19 protein-coding genes are annotated in these 18715 nt (G+C 57.1%); 10 read left to right on the top strand and 9 right to left on the bottom strand.

Annotated features, from left to right (window positions below):
• Positions 1-237 precede the first annotated feature (237 nt).
• Positions 238-1662 carry a class II fumarate hydratase gene (locus Poly51_RS21640; RefSeq protein WP_146460059.1) on the top strand — a complete coding sequence of 475 codons (1425 nt, stop codon included), beginning with the start codon at positions 238-240 and terminating at the stop codon, positions 1660-1662.
• On the opposite strand, the gene Poly51_RS21635 is transcribed toward Poly51_RS21640, so the two are convergent.
• On the bottom strand, positions 1653-2795 hold the full coding sequence (locus Poly51_RS21635; protein ID WP_186775713.1) for a hypothetical protein: 1143 nt from the start codon (positions 2793-2795) through the stop codon (positions 1653-1655). The genes Poly51_RS21640 and Poly51_RS21635 overlap by 10 nt on opposite strands.
• Before the next feature lie 11 nt (positions 2796-2806).
• The gene (metF, locus tag Poly51_RS21630) at positions 2807-3676 is read right to left on the bottom strand and encodes a methylenetetrahydrofolate reductase [NAD(P)H] (RefSeq protein WP_146460055.1); all 870 of its coding nucleotides are present in this window, start codon (positions 3674-3676) and stop codon (positions 2807-2809) included.
• Positions 3677-3997: 321 nt separating this feature from the next.
• Between metF and Poly51_RS21625 the strand changes: the two genes are divergently transcribed.
• Together Poly51_RS21625 and Poly51_RS21620 are read left to right on the top strand one after the other, a co-directional pair.
• Complete coding sequence (locus Poly51_RS21625; RefSeq protein WP_146460053.1) at positions 3998-4513, top strand: hypothetical protein; 516 nt, start codon at positions 3998-4000, stop codon at positions 4511-4513.
• Entirely contained in the window at positions 4510-5538 is a 1029-nt protein-coding gene (locus Poly51_RS21620; protein WP_146460051.1) for a hypothetical protein, read from the top strand. The genes Poly51_RS21625 and Poly51_RS21620 overlap by 4 nt, the downstream gene beginning before the upstream one ends.
• Positions 5539-5552: 14 nt before the next feature.
• On the opposite strand, the gene Poly51_RS21615 is transcribed toward Poly51_RS21620, so the two are convergent.
• The 6 genes from Poly51_RS21615 to Poly51_RS21590 form a co-directional block, all read right to left on the bottom strand.
• Entirely contained in the window at positions 5553-6116 is a 564-nt protein-coding gene (locus tag Poly51_RS21615; RefSeq protein WP_146460049.1) for an elongation factor P, read from the bottom strand.
• A 74-nt stretch (positions 6117-6190) separates the two neighbouring features.
• Positions 6191-6859, bottom strand: a complete 669-nt coding sequence (locus Poly51_RS21610; protein WP_146460047.1) for a hypothetical protein — start codon at positions 6857-6859, stop codon at positions 6191-6193.
• A 9-nt stretch (positions 6860-6868) separates the two neighbouring features.
• Positions 6869-8212, bottom strand: a complete 1344-nt coding sequence (gene accC, locus Poly51_RS21605) for an acetyl-CoA carboxylase biotin carboxylase subunit (RefSeq protein WP_146460045.1) — start codon at positions 8210-8212, stop codon at positions 6869-6871.
• A 27-nt stretch (positions 8213-8239) separates the two neighbouring features.
• Complete coding sequence (accB, locus tag Poly51_RS21600; protein WP_146460043.1) at positions 8240-8716, bottom strand: acetyl-CoA carboxylase biotin carboxyl carrier protein; 477 nt, start codon at positions 8714-8716, stop codon at positions 8240-8242.
• An 82-nt stretch (positions 8717-8798) separates the two neighbouring features.
• Positions 8799-9905 (bottom strand): M24 family metallopeptidase, encoded by a 1107-nt coding sequence (locus Poly51_RS21595; RefSeq protein ID WP_146460041.1) that lies wholly within the window; start codon positions 9903-9905, stop codon positions 8799-8801.
• A 33-nt stretch (positions 9906-9938) separates the two neighbouring features.
• A complete protein-coding gene (locus Poly51_RS21590; RefSeq protein WP_146460039.1) occupies positions 9939-10553 on the bottom strand; it encodes a hypothetical protein in 615 nt (204 codons plus the stop codon).
• Positions 10554-10858: 305 nt separating this feature from the next.
• On the opposite strand from Poly51_RS21590, the gene lpxD reads away from it, so the two are divergent.
• The 4 genes from lpxD to Poly51_RS21570 all read left to right on the top strand — a co-directional run bounded on the left by lpxD (position 10859) and on the right by Poly51_RS21570 (position 14590).
• Entirely contained in the window at positions 10859-11959 is a 1101-nt protein-coding gene (gene lpxD / locus Poly51_RS21585; RefSeq protein ID WP_146460037.1) for a UDP-3-O-(3-hydroxymyristoyl)glucosamine N-acyltransferase, read from the top strand.
• The gene (locus Poly51_RS21580; RefSeq protein ID WP_146460035.1) at positions 11956-12915 is read left to right on the top strand and encodes an LpxI family protein; all 960 of its coding nucleotides are present in this window, start codon (positions 11956-11958) and stop codon (positions 12913-12915) included. Before lpxD ends, Poly51_RS21580 begins: the two co-directional genes overlap by 4 nt.
• Positions 12912-13949 carry a 4-(cytidine 5'-diphospho)-2-C-methyl-D-erythritol kinase gene (locus Poly51_RS21575; RefSeq protein WP_146460032.1) on the top strand — a complete coding sequence of 346 codons (1038 nt, stop codon included), beginning with the start codon at positions 12912-12914 and terminating at the stop codon, positions 13947-13949. Before Poly51_RS21580 ends, Poly51_RS21575 begins: the two co-directional genes overlap by 4 nt.
• Positions 13950-14047: 98 nt before the next feature.
• Complete coding sequence (locus Poly51_RS21570; RefSeq protein WP_246114680.1) at positions 14048-14590, top strand: septation protein SpoVG family protein; 543 nt, start codon at positions 14048-14050, stop codon at positions 14588-14590.
• Positions 14591-14606: 16 nt separating this feature from the next.
• Here Poly51_RS21570 and Poly51_RS21565 read toward each other — a convergent pair whose 3' ends face one another.
• Positions 14607-15563, bottom strand: a complete 957-nt coding sequence (locus Poly51_RS21565; protein ID WP_146460027.1) for a YdjY domain-containing protein — start codon at positions 15561-15563, stop codon at positions 14607-14609.
• A 156-nt stretch (positions 15564-15719) separates the two neighbouring features.
• On the opposite strand from Poly51_RS21565, the gene Poly51_RS21560 reads away from it, so the two are divergent.
• Genes Poly51_RS21560 through Poly51_RS21550 form a run of 3 tightly spaced genes read left to right on the top strand, consistent with a single transcriptional unit; the run spans position 15720 to position 18689 of the window.
• On the top strand, positions 15720-17663 hold the full coding sequence (locus Poly51_RS21560) for a hypothetical protein (RefSeq protein ID WP_146460025.1): 1944 nt from the start codon (positions 15720-15722) through the stop codon (positions 17661-17663).
• Positions 17664-17691: 28 nt separating this feature from the next.
• Entirely contained in the window at positions 17692-18405 is a 714-nt protein-coding gene (locus Poly51_RS21555; protein WP_146460023.1) for a YggS family pyridoxal phosphate-dependent enzyme, read from the top strand.
• A 5-nt stretch (positions 18406-18410) separates the two neighbouring features.
• Positions 18411-18689 (top strand): DUF167 domain-containing protein, encoded by a 279-nt coding sequence (locus tag Poly51_RS21550; RefSeq protein ID WP_186775712.1) that lies wholly within the window; start codon positions 18411-18413, stop codon positions 18687-18689.
• Positions 18690-18715 lie beyond the last annotated feature (26 nt).

Genomic DNA, 18715 nt, shown 5'->3' with positions numbered 1-18715 from the left:
AAGACCACCACGGCGGAACCGAAACGACAGTCACCCAGATCCGTGTGTGTTAAACGAGACGAAAAATTCGGTTTTCGCGACTGTGCAGGTTATTCACGCCGATGCGAGAGCAGCCCGGGACAAGTGCCGTCTCCCGACAATGCGGATGTCCCCTTATGATGGACTCGCGGTCACGTCGCACCACCGACAAGTGCCATTTCCCCTTCCTTTCCGCCTCGAACAGAAGCCAACAGCACCATGACTGACTACCGAACCGAACGCGATTCCATGGGCGAAGTTCGTGTTCCCGCAAACGCGTTTTACGGAGCTCAAACGCAAAGGGCGGTTGAGAACTTTCCGATTAGCGGATGGCGGCTGCCACCGGCGATGATTTCGGCAATGGGATGGGTCAAATACGCCTGTGGTGTAGCCAATCGAGATCTCGGAAAACTAACAGGAACGGGCAAGAACCCGATGCTGGATGGTCAGGTCAGCGCGATGTTGCAAGCGGCGATGGAAATCGCCGAAGGCGGGCTAGCCGATCAATTCCCGATTGACGTTTTTCAAACGGGAAGCGGAACCAGCAGCAACATGAATGTCAATGAAGTGATCAGCAATCGGGCGATCGAGATCGCAGGCGGAGATCGGTTGGCGGCCGAAAAACCGATTCACCCCAACGATCACGTCAACATGGGACAGAGCACCAACGATACGTTTCCTACCGCAATTCACGTTGCCACCGCCGTTCAAATCGAAACGCAGTTGCTGCCCGCATTGCGCCGAATGCACGTGGTGCTCGCCGACAAGGCCAAACAGTGGGATAAGATCATCAAGATCGGACGCACTCACTTGATGGACGCCACGCCGCTGCGTCTTGGCCAAGAATTCGGCGGATTTGCGAGACAGATCGAGTTGTCGATCGCTCGCGCCGAATCGGCTCGCGATGCAGTGCTGGAATTGCCGGTCGGTGGCACCGCCGTCGGCAGCGGCATCAACACTCACCCAGAATTCGGCTCCAGAGTCGCTGCGGTGCTGGCCGAAAAAACGGGGATCGCTTTTGTGGAAGCAGCCAACCATTTCGAGGCCAATGCCCAACGCGATGCACTCGTTCACTCGCATGGCGAACTGAAATGCATCGCTCAGACACTCTTCAACGTTGCCAACAATATTCGATGGCTCGGCAGCGGACCTCGTTGCGGATTCTTCGAAGTCATTCTGCCCGATCGCCAACCGGGCAGCTCGATCATGCCGGGCAAAGTGAACCCCGTGATGTGCGAATCGATGATGCAGCTGACCGCACGCGTGATGGGCAATGACACGACGATGACGGTCAGCGGCGCGAGCGGCGGAAATTTCCAACTCAATATCATGATGCCAGTGATGGCAGATACAGTCTTGGAATCGGTCCACCTGCTTTCGCAAGGTGTCGTCGCGTTCGTCGAATTTTGCTTGGATGATTTGCAAGCCAACGAAGAGGCTTGCGATGCATCGGTGGAACAAAGCTTGGCAATGTGCACCAGCCTGAACGCCTTGATTGGCTATGACCAAGCCGCCAAACTTGCCAAAGAAGCATTCTCAACCGGTCAAACGATTCGCGAACTTTGTCGCGAGAAAGGCATCCTGCCCGAGGATACCCTCACGGAAGCGTTGGATCCTTGGAAAATGACAGAGCCTCAGGTTTGATCGCGCTCGTCTAATCGACCGGCGAGCCCGTAAAAGCGATCGCCGATCATTTTCATATGGAACGGAATCCATTTCGACGCCGTGTAAACACCGTGGCCAAATAGCTTGCGGTTTCCCTTATCCGAATCATCGGGATAGTCCATCAATAGCGTTACGCCGTCGAGCGAACAGCGTCGCCCCCGACGCAATCGATTGACCAAGTCACGGCCAGCGCCGTCGGATTCAAACATTTTCCGCAATCGACGATTGCGGCGCAAATCGCCGATCCCGTCCGCTACCGCCGGGAAGTCGGTACCCGCGATACCGATTTGTTGGACATAGTCACCCGCGGCCGCACTGCGAAGATCTTCGACCGACGTGGGAAACTCGGCTCGTGCCGGAACGGACGGATCGAGCGAACGATGTTGGACAACGTGCATCAGATTCGCGATTGCGGAAACGTTCCAACGGTATCTCAGTGGCGTGCCAAAGTTCACGACGTCGATCTTGGGCATTCGTCCGACTTCACATTCGCAAAACCGATCAAGTTCTCCGGGCGACAGCCGCAGATTTCGACAGAAGGCTTTCCGCGTATCCGCGTTCGTCGCGATCAAGTGGGACAACATCGCGACGACATTTCCACCGTGCGAGTGTGCCATGATCAAAACGCGTTCGCATCCACCTTCGCTGATCAACCGGCTGAACAACGCCATGACTGCGTTGGCTCGGCCGAGCGTATGATTTTCGCCAGACCAATGAAGCCGGTCGACTCGAACGTGGCGGCCGCCGGGAAGCTGGACTCGCGCGAGCATTTGATCGGCATAGTCTTGCGTGAAGTTACCGACTTCACCCGCTAACTGATCAAAACCCCGCTTGATCTGCACCATCCATTGATCGGCCAAGCCGGGCGAGAAACTCGCCAACCGACGCAGCGTCCCCAACGAGTCGTTGCCCGCAAATGTCCCATGGACCAGAACGATATCGGTGACGCCCGATGAGTCAAACGCTCGGCGACAAGCGTCAACTTGAGATTCATCGTCAACGAACGCGTTGATGTCACGGCGAGACACGAATTCGTGTCGTCCCAACGCCTCGGCTTCATCCAAGGTGTGGCAAAGAAACGGAGGAAGGCATACAGGCGTTGGCACGTTCATCGCCGAATGGATCAACCGACCATTTGAATCCCGTCAAGAAGCGCCTTGGCGGCGTCGCTCTTGTTCAGCACATAGTAGTGAATGCCGGGAACACCGTTTTCGATCAAGTTGATCGTTTGCTGACGTGCATGTTCGACGCCGATTTCAAATTGCGATTGTGGGTCATCCGTCGCATTCATCGCTTTTTCGAGATCGTAGGGAATTCCGGCTTTGCACATCGAAGCGATCCGTTGGGCCTGCTTGAAATTCGTTACGGGCAGGATGCCGGGCACGATCGGCACGTTGATACCGGCAGCCACACATCGGTCACGGAAACGAAAATAGTCGATGTTGTCGTAAAACAATTGAGTGACGACGATGTCGGCGCCGGCATCAACCTTGCGCTTCAAATTTTCCAAATCGGTTTTCGCATCGGGCGCCTCTTGGTGGACTTCGGGGTACCCCGCAACCGCGATACCGAGATTCGAGAACTTGCCTTGAATCACTTCGACCAATTCGTTGGCGTAATTCAAACCACCTTCAACGGCGACGAACTTGTCGGTTCCCTTGGGCGGATCACCGCGAAGCGCAACGATGTAGTCCACACCTTGGGCGACGGCTTCGGCAAGATAGGATTCCAGTTCGGCCACCGTCGAACCGACGCACGTCAGGTGAGACGCGACCGGCAAATTCGTGATCTCACGCACTCTTTGGAGCACTGACAATGTCGTTCCGCGCGTCGAACCACCGGCGCCGTACGTGCATGTGAAATAGCTTGGCTTGAACTCGCACAATTGACGCACATTGTCGCAAAGCACTTCCATGCCTTCTTCGGTCTTGGGCGGAAACAGTTCAAACGAAATCGCGGGTCGCGATTCGTTGTAGTGTGAAAGAAGGCTCATCAGATTTCCTAAAGAAATAACAGTTTATTCGTCGGATGGACGGCTCATTGCCCAACTGAAGCCTGCAAACGAAGCCGCCTTTGGTTACTTGACCGCATTCGAGGCGAAGAAAAAATCCCCGCGGACAGTACCATTCCACGCTCGACCGGCAATCCCGGCAAAATCGAGTGCTAGTTTCATCGAAAAGCTCTTGTGTGAAACACTCAATTTTCCGTACCAGAGAACAAACCCAATTGTAGTCGTCTGCTGGCGAATTTGTCAGTATGTCCGCTCATTCGGCCAAACCACCCCACTGCTCGCAAAGCGACGGAGAGCCCAAATATGTCAGCCGAAACTCGATCTTGGTCCGAACGATTGACCAGCACCTCGGCCAGCGATCAGGCATCCGCTTTGCAAGAAATGGCAGAACAAACCGAGCTGAGGGGCTATACCGCGGCCGTCGTTCGGCTTGCCGGATGCCGTGACGACGAAGTTCGCCGATGGGCGGCCGAACTGTTGGAAGTCGCCATCGCACCAGTCGCGTCGGATGTCGAGGAACTGGCCGATTTATTGGCGGGCGGCGAAGAAGGCGAAGTGTGTTACTGGGCCGCCACCATGCTTGGCCGGCTCGGCCCCGATGTCGCACCAAAAACTCGCGTTGCCGTCGACGCGCTCGAAATTTGCCTCGGCGACTCGCTGTATTTGCCGGCACGAGAACGCGCTGCTTGGGCACTCAGCCAAATCGGTCCTTCGGCTGCTTCGGCCGCAATCACGCTGCGTCGAACCGCCGAAGACGCGCCGCCCCGGTTGCAACGACTGGTTGCCGAAGCCCTTGAAATGATCGGCGAGGCAGCGTGACGGGCATCTTCGGCAGCATGCGTCGGCGACGACGAAGCCGAATCAGCAGCGTTTCCATCGACGTCCCCCTGGTGCGTTGGTTGGGCCCCATTGCGACGGTCGTCACAATCGTCGTCTTGGCTGGCTTTTTGATGTCAGGGCGCATCAACCTATCGTCCCTGGACGGGATCGGATCAAGCGATGCATTGGCCGCCGATTCGAAAGTTGACTTGACGCCGGTCGGCTTTGGCGACAATGGCAAATCGAACGAAACCATTCGCGTGGCAACGATCGCGCTGGAAGGATTCGCGGACGCCACGTTGGTGGCACCAGAACAAATTCGGTTGCTGGCCCGCATCTTGGCGCAATTCGATGTTGTTGCGGTTCAAGGTATCGATGGCGGCGACGCCACGCCGATTCGCGATGCGGTCGAAAAGATGACCGCGTCGGGCGGCGACTACGGCGTCAATATCAGCAAGCCAGTCGGACGGCGCGGACAATTCCAATCCTACGCGTTTGTTTGGGACAAGTCCCGAATCGCCGCGGTACCCGATTCAATCGGTGTGGTGAATGACGAAGCAGATCGAATGCTGTTTGAACCGATGTACGGATCGTTCGAAACACGCATCGGATTTACCGATGGTCGACGACCACTTCGCTTCACATTGATCAACGCACGCGCGATACCACCATCGCGAGACCGACCTTCGGGCGAATTGGCTGTACTAGACGATGTCTTCGTCAGCGTTCGCAACTTCACCTACGAAACCCAGGGTGATGAAGACTGCATCATGGTGGGCGATCTGGGCGTCGGCCCGGGACGACTTGGCGAACTGGGGATGATTCCCGGTGTCGAGTCGATCGTTAATCGCGAGGGGCTTCGCCAACATATCTTGCTGGACCCAAAGTTCACCGCCGAATTCACTGGCCGCTCGGGAACCTTTGACTTTGCCGCCCAGTTCGGGGTGTCTCCGGAAGCAGCGATGCTGGTAACACGCCAAATGCCGATGTGGATCGAATTGGCCGCGGACGAAGCGCCAAGGTAGGACGTTTGGACTGGCTAAGCTCGCGAAACAAACATTCCTGTTCGCGTGTCAATCTTCAACCGCTCGCCTTCTTTGATGTGCTCGGGCACTTGAACGACCAGCCCGGTTTCCATGGTGGCGGGCTTGCTTCGCGAGGTGGCCGAGTTGCCTTTGACGCTAGGGTCACACTGGGTGATCGTCATCTCGACGGTCGGCGGCAGATCCAGCCCGACACATTCGTCGTTATAGATCAGCGCCCGGATGCCCTCTAAACCCTCGGGCATGTACTGCATTTCCTCTTCGACTTCCTCGAGCGGCAATTCGTAGTCTTGAAAGTCTTCCTTGTCCATCAAATGAAGATGCGTCGCGTCGCTATACGTGACCTGAACGTCACGCCGCGAAAAGTCTGCCTCGTCCAAGTTGTCCGTACCCTTCAAAACGATATCGACCTTGTTCTTGGTCAAAACGTTGCGGGCACGAAACTTGTACAAGGTCGCTGCACCGCGCGCCGACGGCGATTGGACGTTGATGCCTTGGATGATCACGGGATTGCCGTCGTGGACGACAACCGTTCCGGTCTTGATATCTTTTGCGAGCATCGCTTGGGTTCCGACACAGGAAAGTCGAGGACGAATAAGTATGTGGCACTGCACCGAATGGTGGGGCAGATTCTCTATCGCCAAAGCCAATCGCGGAAGCCCTCGACCACTAATTCCTGGTTGCCGAATCCTTGCCACATCAGGACTCCGGCAAGCAACACGGCAACCGCCAACATGCCCAACCCTCGACGCGGCGTCGCAACGACATCCTGCTTGACCTCGAAGCGAAGATTCCCAAGCAACATTTGCCAAAATCGGGGATCACCGATGGGCTCGAATGTCATCACGCGGGTGTAATCCATGCCGCGTTGTCCATCGACGCGAACGTGGATTCCCAACTTTGGCAATCGAATTTGCAATGCTCGGTCATCGCCGACTGAGCTGTCATCGATTCGTTTGCAAGCACGGGCCAGGGCGGGGTAGACGTCCTCGGGCGAGCGTCCAAAGACGACCAACTTTGGCCGACTTGTTAGCGTTATCAACGCGACGACCAGCAAATAGAACGCGATCAGGGCTAACCAAACGACTGGCCCGAACAGCGTCGCCGCCGTCGACGGGAAAAACAACTCGGCGGGGCCAACCGCCAACAGTCCAGAAATTCCGACCGCCAGCGCTGCGATGTCGCGTGCGCCCGTCGTCACCAACGCCCGACCCGACAATCGAATGAAGCTGAAAATCATCAAGTACCCAATCAAGGGAACCAATGCGAGCAGGATCGCGAACGGGTCGATGAAAAAAAACACGGCGTCCCGTTAATTCAAAAATTCACGTTCAACGAACTTCGTGTCGTGTAAGCCTGCGACGAACTCGGGATGCTTCAGGACTTTGTCATGAAATGCCGCTGTCGTGCTGATTCCTTCGACCTGCAATTCGGCCAACGCCCGACGCATCGTGGCGATCGCTTCGGCGCGCGTCGGACAGTGTACGATCAGTTTGCCGATCATCGAATCGTAATGCGGCGGAACTGTATAGCCCGTGTAAACGTGCGAATCGAAACGGACACCTAAACCGCCGGGCGCGAAAAAGCCGGTGATCTTGCCTGGGTTGGGTTGAAAATTCTTGTCGGGGTTCTCGGCATTGATCCGGCATTCGAGCGCGTGCCCGCGAACCGACAAATCTTTCTGCTTGAACGACAGCGGCAAACCCGCCGCAACCCGAATCTGCTCTTTGATCAAATCGACGCCGGTGATCATTTCCGATACCGGGTGTTCCACTTGGATCCGCGCGTTGACTTCGATGAAGTAGAAATTGTCGTCTTGGTCAACAATGAATTCGACGGTGCCGGCATTGGTGTATTCGGCCCCGCGAATCATTCGCACCGCTGCTTCGCAAATTTCTTTGCGGCGTTTGGGCGGAAGATTCGGACTAGGCGCTTCTTCGATTAATTTTTGGTGACGGCGCTGCACGCTGCAATCACGTTCGAACAAGTGGCAAACATTGCCGTGCGAATCGGCGATGACTTGCACTTCGATGTGCCTTGGCCGACCGACATAACGTTCCAAATAAACACCACCGTTTCCGAACGCTGCTTGCGCTTCGGTGCGGGCTTGGTCCAGCGCCTTCATCAACGAATGTTCCGTCTCGGCAACCCGCATGCCTTTGCCGCCGCCGCCTGCGGTTGCTTTGATCAGCACGGGAAAACCGATCTTTTTTGCGATCTCGAGAGCCTGCGAGTCGTCGTCGATCAACCCGTCGCTGCCGGGGACCACGGGCACCTTGCTGGCGATCGCCATCGAGCGCGCGGTGTTCTTATCACCCAGTTTTTCCATCGCGGTCGGACTGGGGCCGATGAATTCGAACCCACTGGACCGGCAAACTTCGTTGAAGTGCGCGTTCTCGGCCAAGAAGCCGTATCCCGGGTGAATCGCGTCGGCACCCGACACTTCCGCCGCGGCGATGATCTGATCGATCTTCAGATAGCTGTCGCTGCTTCGCGGCCCGCCGACGCAATAGGCTTCGTCCGCCAGACGAACGTGCATCGACTCGGCGTCGGCCTGGCTGTAAACAGCAACGGAACCGATGCCCATCTCGCGACAGGCTCGGATGATGCGCAAAGCGATCTCGCCACGGTTGGCGATCAAAATTTTATTGAACACGGGATTCTCAGCTTTCGCGGCCACCGATTAGGCGTCCGGCTTCACGCGGAACATCGGCTTGCCAAAATCGACGGGCTCTTGATCGCTTGCCAAGACCGCCACAATCGTTCCGCTGCATTCGGCGGGAATCTCATTGAAGACCTTCATGGCTTCGACGATACAAACCACCGTATCAGGCCCGACATGATCACCGACCTTCACGAACGAAGGCGATTCCGGAGTCGCTTTGCTGTAAAAGGTGCCGACCATCGGCGCGTTGATCGTGAACGTGCCGGCATCCTCGGGTGGTGATCCGCCCGCGGCCGCCGCGGGAGCAGATGCCGCGTACGCAGGGGCCGCGACCGGAGGTGGTGAATAGACGTTCTTTGCACCACGGCCGAGCTTGATTTTCTCGTCACCTTGCTGCAGATCGACTTCCGACAAGTCGTGTTCTTCCATCAATTGAATGATCTGGCGGATACGTTCGACGTCGAACACATCCTTTGGCTTTCCGCCTTTGCTCATGCTGGACTCGCGGTCGGGTAGATTCGTATTGATGGGAAATATCCCTTCTCTAGGATCGGGACGTTTGTTTGCTGCCAAAGTTTTACAACAACCAGACAGAATCTTCGAGTCCCTTTGGCAAGTCACTCAGTACCTCGCATCCGGAATCCGTCACAAGGATGTCATCTTCGATACGAACGCCAAATTCACCCGCAAAATACACCCCCGGCTCAACCGTGATGATCATGCCGGCGGCAAGTGTTTCAGTGCTACTGGCCGACATTCGCGGAGATTCGTGGATTTGCAGCCCCGTCCCGTGCCCCAGACCATGTTTGAAAGCGTCAACCATGCCATGCCGTGCCAGCACCCCCCGGGCGACGGCATCGACGGCGCTGGCCTTGACGCCTGGCCCGATCGTGCCGATCGCGGCCAACTGAGCCTCCAAGACCGCTTCGTAGGCGCGTCGGTAACGATCGCTGGCGCCCGGCCGGTGCAAGGTCCGCGTCAAGTCGCTGGCGTAGCCTTCATACTTTGCTCCCCAATCGATCAACAAAGTCGGCTCGCCGCCCATCGTTCGGTCGCCCAGTTTTAGATCCGACGGTCGATAGTGTGGCAGGGCACCGGCCGGACCGGCCGCAACGATCGGCGCAAACGAGCAACCCTCGGCACCGAGCGATCGCATTTTGGCTTCCAATTCGTGAGCCACCGACCGCTCGGTCATCGCGTCGGTCAACATCGGCCGTACCGAGGCGAACGCGCGCTGAGCGATCTCGACCGCGCGACGCGTGATCGCGATCTCGTTGGCATCCTTGATCATCCGCAACTCTTCGACGACGCCCGTCGTCTCGGACCACTGGACGCTGTCGCATGCTTGACGGAGTTTGCCGAATCCAGCAAGCGTCCAATGATGGGCTTCGATGGCAACACGTCGCTGCGGTGAAGCGGCCAGGACTTCGACCGTCAATTCGACCAGCGTCTGGTCGGGCGGCCGAATCGCCGTGGCCAACTTCGGACACTGTTGGGCCAATTGAGTTTCGTATCGACCGTCCGACAAAACCGTTGTCCCCGCCGACGTGATCAACAACGACGAACTGTCGCCGGTAAACCCGCTGAGATAACGAACGTTGGTTTCGTCGGTAACCAAGAACGCATCGACTTCTAGCGAAGCGAGTTGTTGAGCCAATCGATCCAAACGGGCTTCAGATGACATGAGTGGAACGGCCAAAGATTGAGGAATTGATGATTAAGAAACTTTCCGCTGCAGCTTGATGCTCTCGATGCCGTGGTACGTCAACAGCAACGCGTTCGTTGCCGCGTACCGTTCGAACACCGCTTCCCAAAACCCGTGCTCGCCCGGCCAAGGAAACGCGAAAAACAAATCGAAATCTGCGATGTCGGTATCCAATTCGTCGTAACCGCTAGGGCAATCGGTGTCGATGTGAGAAATGTCTTCGACAAAGTCCAGCAATTCATCGGCGCCTTCGGGGATAAAGCTTCCGGCAGCGAACTGGACATCAATGTCGTGATCCTCCGCCAAGTCGTGCGCTTGGTCGATCAACGCGGGTTCGACTTCAATCCCACACGATTCCCAACCGCGCAGGCCCGCCAACATCGCGACAACACCGAATCCGCTTCCCCATTCGCAAAACCGTTGGCCACACGCCAAGTCGGCATCGTCGATCCAGGCCAGCGCGGCGTCGACCAATCGAAAATCACAGACGACAAAGTTCTCGATCGCCGGCCGCTGGCGTCTGGTGAAGTCCGTGATCCGCACGTCCGCATCATCAAGCAACCGCGCGGCCTCACGCGACAAAACGTACTCAAGCACATTTTCCGGAACAGGGATCGGCTGAAGCATCGAAGACTCGGAAGGCGATGGGCGACAAGAACTGGGTCAGTAATTAAGCACAAACGGACCTTCGTGAACACGGATCGAACGGACGGAGAAGGGAATTAGGAATCAATAGGAGGTGCAGGGCAGGGTGCCGAGCTGCTTTTCAGTTCGATCCCCGCCCGCGGGGTCACAAGGGCTGCCCGAATCGTTGATTGTTGGCCCAACTCAGACTCAACCATCGTGTTTTTTCACCTTGATCCCGTCGGATGCCAGTTTGTATAGGTAGGCAAGTCGAGAACTACTGTCAGCTACCGAATGCGGGGAAAACGATGCAACTGTCACAAATCGCCGCAATCGTAGGTGGTCGCCTTGTCACCAAAAGTGGCGTCGGAGACACCGTCTGCACCGGTGCCAATCCGCCCGATCAAGCCCAACCGGGCCAGATCACCATGCTGGACGACCCCAAAAAAGCCGCCGCGATCGCGCCGCGGATCGAATCGTCCGGAGTTCTTGCGGTGGTGACGTCATCCGAGACTGAAGCAATTTCGTGCGCCCAAATCGTCGTCGCCGATCCTCACGAAGCCTTCGCGAAAATCGTTGCCCACTTTCGACCCGCGATCGACGACACTCCACTCGCCGACGGGGTCGATCCCACTGCGACCATTCACCCCACGGCGACCGTACACCCCGGTGTGACGATTGGCGCCGACGTCGTCATTGGTCCTCGTACGCGAGTCCGACCGGGCGTTGTCATCATGCCGCGATGCAAGATCGGCGCCGATTGTGTGATCCATCCCAATGTGACGCTCTACGAGTACACGGAACTTGCCGATCGAGTCATCATCCACGCCGGGACCGTCATCGGTGCGCACGGATTCGGCTATCGCCAACAAAACGGCCGCCACGTTCCGACGGCCCAATTGGGTTACGTCGCTATTGAATCCGACGTCGAAATCGGTGCGGGTGCTACGATCGACCGGGGCACGTACGGTGCGACGCGAATCGGCGAGGGCACGAAGATCGATAATCAAGTAATGATCGCTCACAACTGTCAAATCGGACGCCACAACTTGTTGTGCAGCCAAGTCGGAATCGCCGGCAGTTCGCGAACCGGCGACTATGTCATCCTTGCCGGTCAAGTCGGACTGAAAGATCACGTCACGCTGGGTGATCACGCGATCGTCGGTGCCCAGGCCGGTGTCATGGACGACTGTGTCGGCAACCAAGTCTACCTTGGGTCACCCGCCACTCCCCAACGCGAACAGATGCAAATCATGGCCGTCGAACGCAAATTGCCCGAGATGCGTCGTGAGGTCAAACAGCTTCGCCGCGATCTTGATCAATTGACATCGCGGATCGCGGAATCAAGCTCATCCGATTCGGCCGACTCGAAGACTTTCCCCGACCATCCGGACCGCAGTGCGGCATGATCGATCGACTCGGTTACCGGCCGGCACGTTCGCAAACGCTCCTGGCCCATCACCATGCCAAACACGACTTGCCGCCGATTGGCTTGGTTGCCGGATGGGGCAACTTTCCGGTTGAAGTTGCGCAAGAACTTGTTCGCAGCGGCCATTCGGTGTCTTGCATCGCGATCAAGGGTCACGCCAGCAGCTCGCTGGAATCCATTTGCGACCATGTCCTTTGGTCCGGCGTGGGAAAAATCGGCAAGCACTTGCGATATTTTCGACGTAACGGAGTCCGACATGTCACTATGGCGGGCAAGCTGTTCAAAGCAGACCTACTTTACAGCGGTTCGATCTGGCTACAACATTTTCCGGACCTGACTTGCATCCGCACATTCGGACCGGTTCTATTCGGACGCCGCCGAGATGCTCGCGACGATAGCTTGCTATTGGCCGTCACTGATACCTACACGCGCAGCGGCATTGAGATTTGCGCCGCTACCGATTTTGCTCCGGAGCTGCTTGTGAATTGCGGACTATTAGCGGGCGTTGCTCCTTCGGCGACGCTACAAAACGACATCGATGCGGGCTGGGCCGTCGCCAAACAGATGGGCGGCATGGACATCGGGCAAACGATCACAATCAAAGACGGCACAATCATCGCCGTCGAAGCGATCGAAGGAACCGACGCCTGCATCCAAAGGACCGGCGAACTCTGCAAACGCGGCGGATGGACCATGGTGAAGGTCAGCAAACCAAACCAAGACATGCGGTTCGATGTTCCCACGATTGGCCCGCAGACGATCGAGAAAGTTCGTGCCGCGGGCGGAAAGGCGATCGTAGTCGAAGCGGACAAGACGATCGTTGTCGAACGCGAGAAAACGTTTGCCGATGCGAAAGCGGCTGGCATAACCCTAATCGCAATCGAAGACGAACAATTGCACCGGAGCATGCACACCGCAGCGCGGCGTGTGGCATGAACGGCCTCGCTTCCAAGAACGCACCCGAAATCGGCGGCTATCCCGTCGGGACGGTTGCCCACACGCGGGCGCCGGCAAAATTGAATCTGTTTTTGGAATTGAAAGCGCGTCGCGACGATGGCTTTCATGAGATCGATACGGTGATGGTTCCGATCGACTGGTGCGACGAACTGCGAATCCGCCGCAGCACCGAGCCGGGCATACGCTTAACGATCGATTGGTTGCCGTCGCGGAAAGTCGTCGCCCAACGACTGGGCATCGACGATGACCCCAAACGGTCGAATGATCTGCTTTCAATACCGGTCGGCGAATCAAATCTGGTGTCCCGAGCGCTATCCCGATTCATCGCGGAATTCAACATCGTCGGTGGTTTCGATTGTGAACTTCGGAAAAGCGTTCCGGCGGGCGCGGGCATGGGCGGTGCCAGCAGCGACGCAGCCTCGGCGATCGCTTGTGCAGCAAAGCTATGCGGTATCGATTCGCGTCATCCAAAATTGATGGACATCGCAGCATCGATTGGCAGCGATGTACCGTTCTTCTTGGGGCTTGGTATCAATCCGATGTCAGCGATTCGCGCAACCGGTCGCGGCGAATGCTTATCACCCGTCAATCTGGCCGAGCCGCTGCATGTCGTCGTCATCTATCCGAGCGTCAGCCTATCAACCGGCAAAGTTTACGCAGCTTCGCAAGTGCCGGACGAACCGATTGACGGCAGCGAAATCGTGCGTTCGCTTGAAAGAGGCGATCTTAGGGCGATTACCCGACGGATGATCAACCGATTGTCAGAACCGGCGAGAATACTTGCACCACAAATTGACGAAATCATAGAATCAGTGTGGCGGACGTCCGGTATAACGTGTCAATTGACAGGTAGCGGTTCAGCGTGTTTTGCGATCGTCCGCTCGCCCGTTCAAGCCAGGCGGCTTGCGAATTTGCTGCAAGCCACGCTCGGCCGAACGTCGTCCGCAGGAAGCGGCGCGGTCATTGTTGGCACTCGCACCACGCAAGTGCCGACGACCATCAGTATCCAATAACAATACGGACTCGCAGACGAGTCGCGAACCCTATCGCGGCAAATCCGCCGGTTAAGGAGGGTCGGAACGTGGAGATCACCGAGATTCGAATCAAGTTGATGGAAGGCTCTGAAGATCGACTTCGGGCATTCTGTTCAATCACTATCGATAACGCCTTCGTCATCCGTGATTTGAAAATCATCGACGGGACCAGCGGACCGTTCGTCGCAATGCCCAGTCGAAAGTTGAGCGGCCATTGCCAACGGTGCCACTACAAGAACCATCTGCGGGCAAGCTACTGCAACCAGTGCGGCACGCATCTGCAATCCGAAAACGCTGACAATTACGACTCGCCGCAAAAGCTGTACGCGGACGTTGCCCACCCGATCAACAGTGAATGTCGCGAACTGATTCAGAATGCCGTCATCACAGAATTTGAATCCGAACTCAGCCGTTGTCAGCAACCGGGTTACCGGTCTCGCTATGACGACGACTTTGACGACGCCGACGTCGACTATCCACAGGCAATCGTCGATTCGCCGAAGACTCGCGCCGAATCCGGACCGCCACGCCCACACTTCATCGACGATCCGCAGAAGTCTCGTGAATCGGCGGGTGTTGAAAAAGACGACAAAGATGCATTCGGGGAAGGCATCTTTTAGAGACGGGTTAACGCGATCATTGCTGCTTGTTCAGGGGCAGCACTTCTTCGGTTGGCTTTTGAATCTCCGGTGCGTTGCCTTGATTTGCGTCCGTCGCTAACGGGATCGGCATCAGCACCATTCGCACCGGCGTGCCACGCTTGGGAATGTTCGCCGTCATGGGCGAGTATTCTAATTCGCTCGCGTCTGCGCTGCTGGCGACCGGCACGTCCATCATCGCCGTACTGAAGTTTGAAACACAGATCATGTCGCCCGAGTCGGCGCGATAGTATTCGTGGTTGTCGGTGGGATCCTTCCAAAAGCCGCTGCCGGCAAACACCCAATCGACATCCATTGTTTTTTCGGTCTCGGCGACCTGGACCCATTGCCGCCCGTCGACGACTTTGAAATTCCCGGCATCGTTCTGGTAGCAAATCCAGACGCGAATTCGTTGTCCGGTCGCCGGTACATACCGGGGCAGAAAGCGAACCGTTGTGCCTGTCTGGGCACCGACTGCCAACAACGCCGCGTGAACTTCCGATGACTTAGCGATCGTGGCAACGATCGATTCGTGTTCTTTAGTACCCGCCGGGCACGCGAACATTTCAAGCGGTCCGTCATTCATGGCGACGTAACCGTCGACGAAAACGCGTTGGTTCTTGGCATCGATCCACAAGTTCCGCTTGCTGATCGGCTTGGCACCCGGTGGCGGCGCGAACGCTTTGGCGGCGATGTCGGACGGCGAAACGTAGTCGTCCGAAACGATGAGCTCCCGCTCTTCCTCCGTCAACGGATCGCCAATCGCCGGCAAAGTTCGCTCCATCGCCGGTTCGACGGACTGATCCGACGAGGGACTGTCGCCACCAGTCGAAGTTTCGCCTTGGGCGACCTCCGTCGCAGATTCGTCTTGAGCGAACAAGGAGCGACCAGAAACGCTGAGGATGCCAAACATCAATACTGCAGTGCCGAAACAGGCGGCGGACTGGACTTTCACGACTCTATCCCTAACGGTGTCAAAACGAAAAGCGAACCCCGATTATCCGCGAAAGCCGGTCCGCCGGATACGCCCTCCAAAACCGGGTGGCATTGCCCAAATTAACAGCTATGGTATCGTCGCATTCCCTGTGTTTTTGCCCTGATGGTATGGACTATGTCGACCGAATCTCCCAAGTCTCTCGGACTTTCTCCTACACCTGGCGATGCCGGGGCGGCCAGAACGAAGCGTTCAAAAACAAAGACACTGACGCCGGCGCTGCGAAATTCGGTGCCAGGATTGTCCAGCTTGAACGGATCGGATGGCGGTTCGCTGGAGCAGTGGGAGTCCCTGCGACAAAAAACAATGCGCCGCGGCGGGCCGGCATCGGCCGAGACGGTTTTCGGCAAAGCAGCTAAATCGGGTTCGGTTTACCGTTGGGGAATCGCAGTTGCTAAGAGCGGCCCATGCGACCCGGTGACCCAGACGATCAGCCGACTGGCGTGCGGCGGGTTGCTGGCGAAAATCAAGAAGTCACCCGAGTTCGACTTGGTCGCCGAGACTCAGACGTTCATCGATTCGATGGAATCGACGAACGTCTTCGATGTGCTGACGGCTACGCAGGTGGTCACTTGGGCAGCAGCACTTCCGGAACTCTGTCGCGAACTGGCACCCGAACTAAGCTGGCGATTGGTAACTTCGCTTCGTCAGTTACATGAAGCGGTGGTCGCTCGTGCCAACGTCACGTCCGCCGCCCACTTGATTTTGGCGGGCGAACTTGGCCTGACTTTGGCGTGGCGACTTGCCGATGTTCCATCATGCCTACTTTTGCGGAAGCCCGCGGTCGCCGCGATGACGGCGTGGTGCGAACAGTCCGAAAATTCCGTCGCGGATGCGGTGGCAGGTGCGGTTCATGCGCGAGCCGTTTTGGCTTCCGTCGTTCGCTGCGAATCATTGATGCAAGTGACCGCGAAACAGAAGTTCAAGAAAGTCCACATTCGCGCCGCCGACGTATTGGCGACCTGGGTCGCCGCCTTGACCGTTCGCAAAGGCGGATCCGTATTCAGTTCGGCGACTCGCAAAGATGCGATGGACGATCTGATCGACGGCGGACTCTTCGATCGTGCGGTCACCTACGACTCCGATACACTGGAACCGGCGATCGCCGCCGTCTTGGGCGAAAGCCAAACGGGCGGACGCTTGGCTTGGGAAGTTTCTTTGCCCGAATCGATGTGGCACGAACCGGACGCCAAACTGGCGGTCATGTTGCCGGAATGGGATGTTCAAAAGAGTCGCGTCTGCTTGGACTATTCCGGCGAAAACGTGGCCATCGAAATTTTCTCTGGACGCACCAAGGTCATCGACGGCCAATGGCAGACGATGATCGAATTGGATGGCGACGAACAACAGCCGACGGGGCCTTGGACCGAGATTTGTGAATACAGCGATGACGATGTCCACTACATCGAGATGGAACAGCCATGGACGGGCGGACTCCTGCTGCAGCGACAAATCATGCTTGTTCGCGAAGACCGCTGCATCTTGGCAGCCGATGCAGTCGTGCCCACCGATCAGGCGATCCGAGAGGCATCGGGCGCACCGTCGTCGCAAGTGATTCGTTACATGTCACGATTGCCGATGGCCGAATCCATTGCCGCAGATCCAGAACCGGAAACACGCGAAGTATTTTTATCCGACGGTCGACGCGCAGCGATGGTACTGCCGATTTCTGCGTGTGAATGGCGAGTCGGACCGACGGCGGCGACCTTGAAATCGTCGGAAGATGGCCACTTGGTCTTCACATCGGAAGGCAAGGGCCGCCTCTACAGCCCACTTTGGATCGATTGCTCTCAGCGTCGCTTCAAACGCAAACGCACTTGGCGTCAACTGACCGTTGTGGATGAACTGCGACTGTGTCGAAATGACGAAGCCGTCGGATATCGCATCCAAGTCGGTTCCGAACAATGGATGGTTTACCGAACACTGGGGCAACCCCGAACGCGAAGCGTGCTGGGTAAGCACTTGATCGCCGACTTCTTCGCTTCGCGATTTGACCTGACATACGGCGATCACGATGCGTTGGTAACCGTCGACGATAGCGAGCCCGGTTCAAGCGAATAACGGTCATCACAAAGAGGTTTATAACGAAATGGATTCGAACGCCGTCGACCGTCTCGCCGAGAATTGGAACACCGTCGCCGGCGAGGTTCGGGACGCAGCGGCCAAGGCGGGCAGAGACGCCGACGACATCACGGTGATCGGCGTGACCAAATACGTCGATGCGTCCGTCACGGCGATGCTTGTCGATGCCGGCTGCAAACACCTGGGCGAGAATCGTCCGCAAGTGCTTTGGCAAAAAGCCGAATCACTCGCGTTCGACGATGACGTACGCTGGCACGTGATCGGTCACCTTCAACGAAACAAGGCTCGCCGCACGCTGCGTCACCGGCCGATCATTCATTCGGTCGACAGTCCGCGATTGCTGGCGACGATCGCCGAGGAATCGGCTGCCGAAGACTTCGTTACCGACGTGCTATTGGAAGTCAACGCCAGCGACGAAGAAGCGAAGACCGGCATGTCACCCGACGAAATCCGTTCGTTGCTCGAAACGATCCCGCAATCCGGCGTTCGCGTCGTCGGTATCATGGCGATGGCCGGATGGGGCACCGATTCAGACGCGGCCCAACGCCAATTCGCGGCGACTCGCCATTTCCGTGACCAGCTTTCGACTCAATTCGGTTTGCCGCTGCCACACTTGTCGATGGGCATGAGTGGCGACTTTGTCGAAGCCATCGCCGAGGGCGCCACCATGGTGCGAATCGGTTCAAGGTTGTACGAAGGCGTCATTAAAATTGGACACTGAACGACTTGAGCGCCAAACTTCGCATCGTGGTCCACGCCACCGCGTCGGCCAGACGAAATCATGTCGGCGGCTGCCACGACGGATCGCTGCGAGTTTCGGTGACTGCCGTTGCCGATAAGGGCAAAGCCAACCAAGCGATCACGAAACTGCTTGCGAAGACGCTGGGCATCACCGCTTCGCAAATCGAACTGACTAGCGGCCATACAAACCGGCGAAAAGTATTCGAGATCCACGACGCACCCGCCAACTTGCAAGACGCGATCGAGCTGCTAAAAAACGGTTGAACACGAAGAAGACAAGAACAACTGCT

The sequence above is a fragment of the Rubripirellula tenax genome (assembly GCF_007860125.1).
In the GTDB taxonomy this organism is placed as follows: domain Bacteria; phylum Planctomycetota; class Planctomycetia; order Pirellulales; family Pirellulaceae; genus Rubripirellula; species Rubripirellula tenax.
Note: the sequence above shows the minus strand (reverse complement) of the source record. Positions and strands in the feature narration are given on the sequence as shown.

Bases quoted from the DNA above. Each gene is read 5' to 3' on its own strand.
- Poly51_RS21560 (WP_146460025.1), top strand. From the start codon at position 15,720: ATGTCGACCGAATCTCCCAAGTCTCTCGGACTTTCTCCTACACCTGGC.
- Poly51_RS21615 (WP_146460049.1), bottom strand. From the start codon at position 6,116: ATGCTCGCAAAAGATATCAAGACCGGAACGGTTGTCGTCCACGACGGC.
- Poly51_RS21595 (WP_146460041.1), bottom strand. From the start codon at position 9,905: ATGTCATCTGAAGCCCGTTTGGATCGATTGGCTCAACAACTCGCTTCG.
- Poly51_RS21635 (WP_186775713.1), bottom strand. From the start codon at position 2,795: ATGAACGTGCCAACGCCTGTATGCCTTCCTCCGTTTCTTTGCCACACC.
- Poly51_RS21555 (WP_146460023.1), top strand. From the start codon at position 17,692: ATGGATTCGAACGCCGTCGACCGTCTCGCCGAGAATTGGAACACCGTC.
- metF (WP_146460055.1), bottom strand. From the start codon at position 3,676: ATGAGCCTTCTTTCACACTACAACGAATCGCGACCCGCGATTTCGTTT.
- Poly51_RS21640 (WP_146460059.1), top strand. From the start codon at position 238: ATGACTGACTACCGAACCGAACGCGATTCCATGGGCGAAGTTCGTGTT.
- Poly51_RS21590 (WP_146460039.1), bottom strand. From the start codon at position 10,553: ATGCTTCAGCCGATCCCTGTTCCGGAAAATGTGCTTGAGTACGTTTTG.
- Poly51_RS21575 (WP_146460032.1), top strand. From the start codon at position 12,912: ATGAACGGCCTCGCTTCCAAGAACGCACCCGAAATCGGCGGCTATCCC.
- Poly51_RS21570 (WP_246114680.1), top strand. From the start codon at position 14,048: ATGGAAGGCTCTGAAGATCGACTTCGGGCATTCTGTTCAATCACTATC.
- accB (WP_146460043.1), bottom strand. From the start codon at position 8,716: ATGAGCAAAGGCGGAAAGCCAAAGGATGTGTTCGACGTCGAACGTATC.
- lpxD (WP_146460037.1), top strand. From the start codon at position 10,859: ATGCAACTGTCACAAATCGCCGCAATCGTAGGTGGTCGCCTTGTCACC.
- Poly51_RS21625 (WP_146460053.1), top strand. From the start codon at position 3,998: ATGTCAGCCGAAACTCGATCTTGGTCCGAACGATTGACCAGCACCTCG.
- Poly51_RS21580 (WP_146460035.1), top strand. From the start codon at position 11,956: ATGATCGATCGACTCGGTTACCGGCCGGCACGTTCGCAAACGCTCCTG.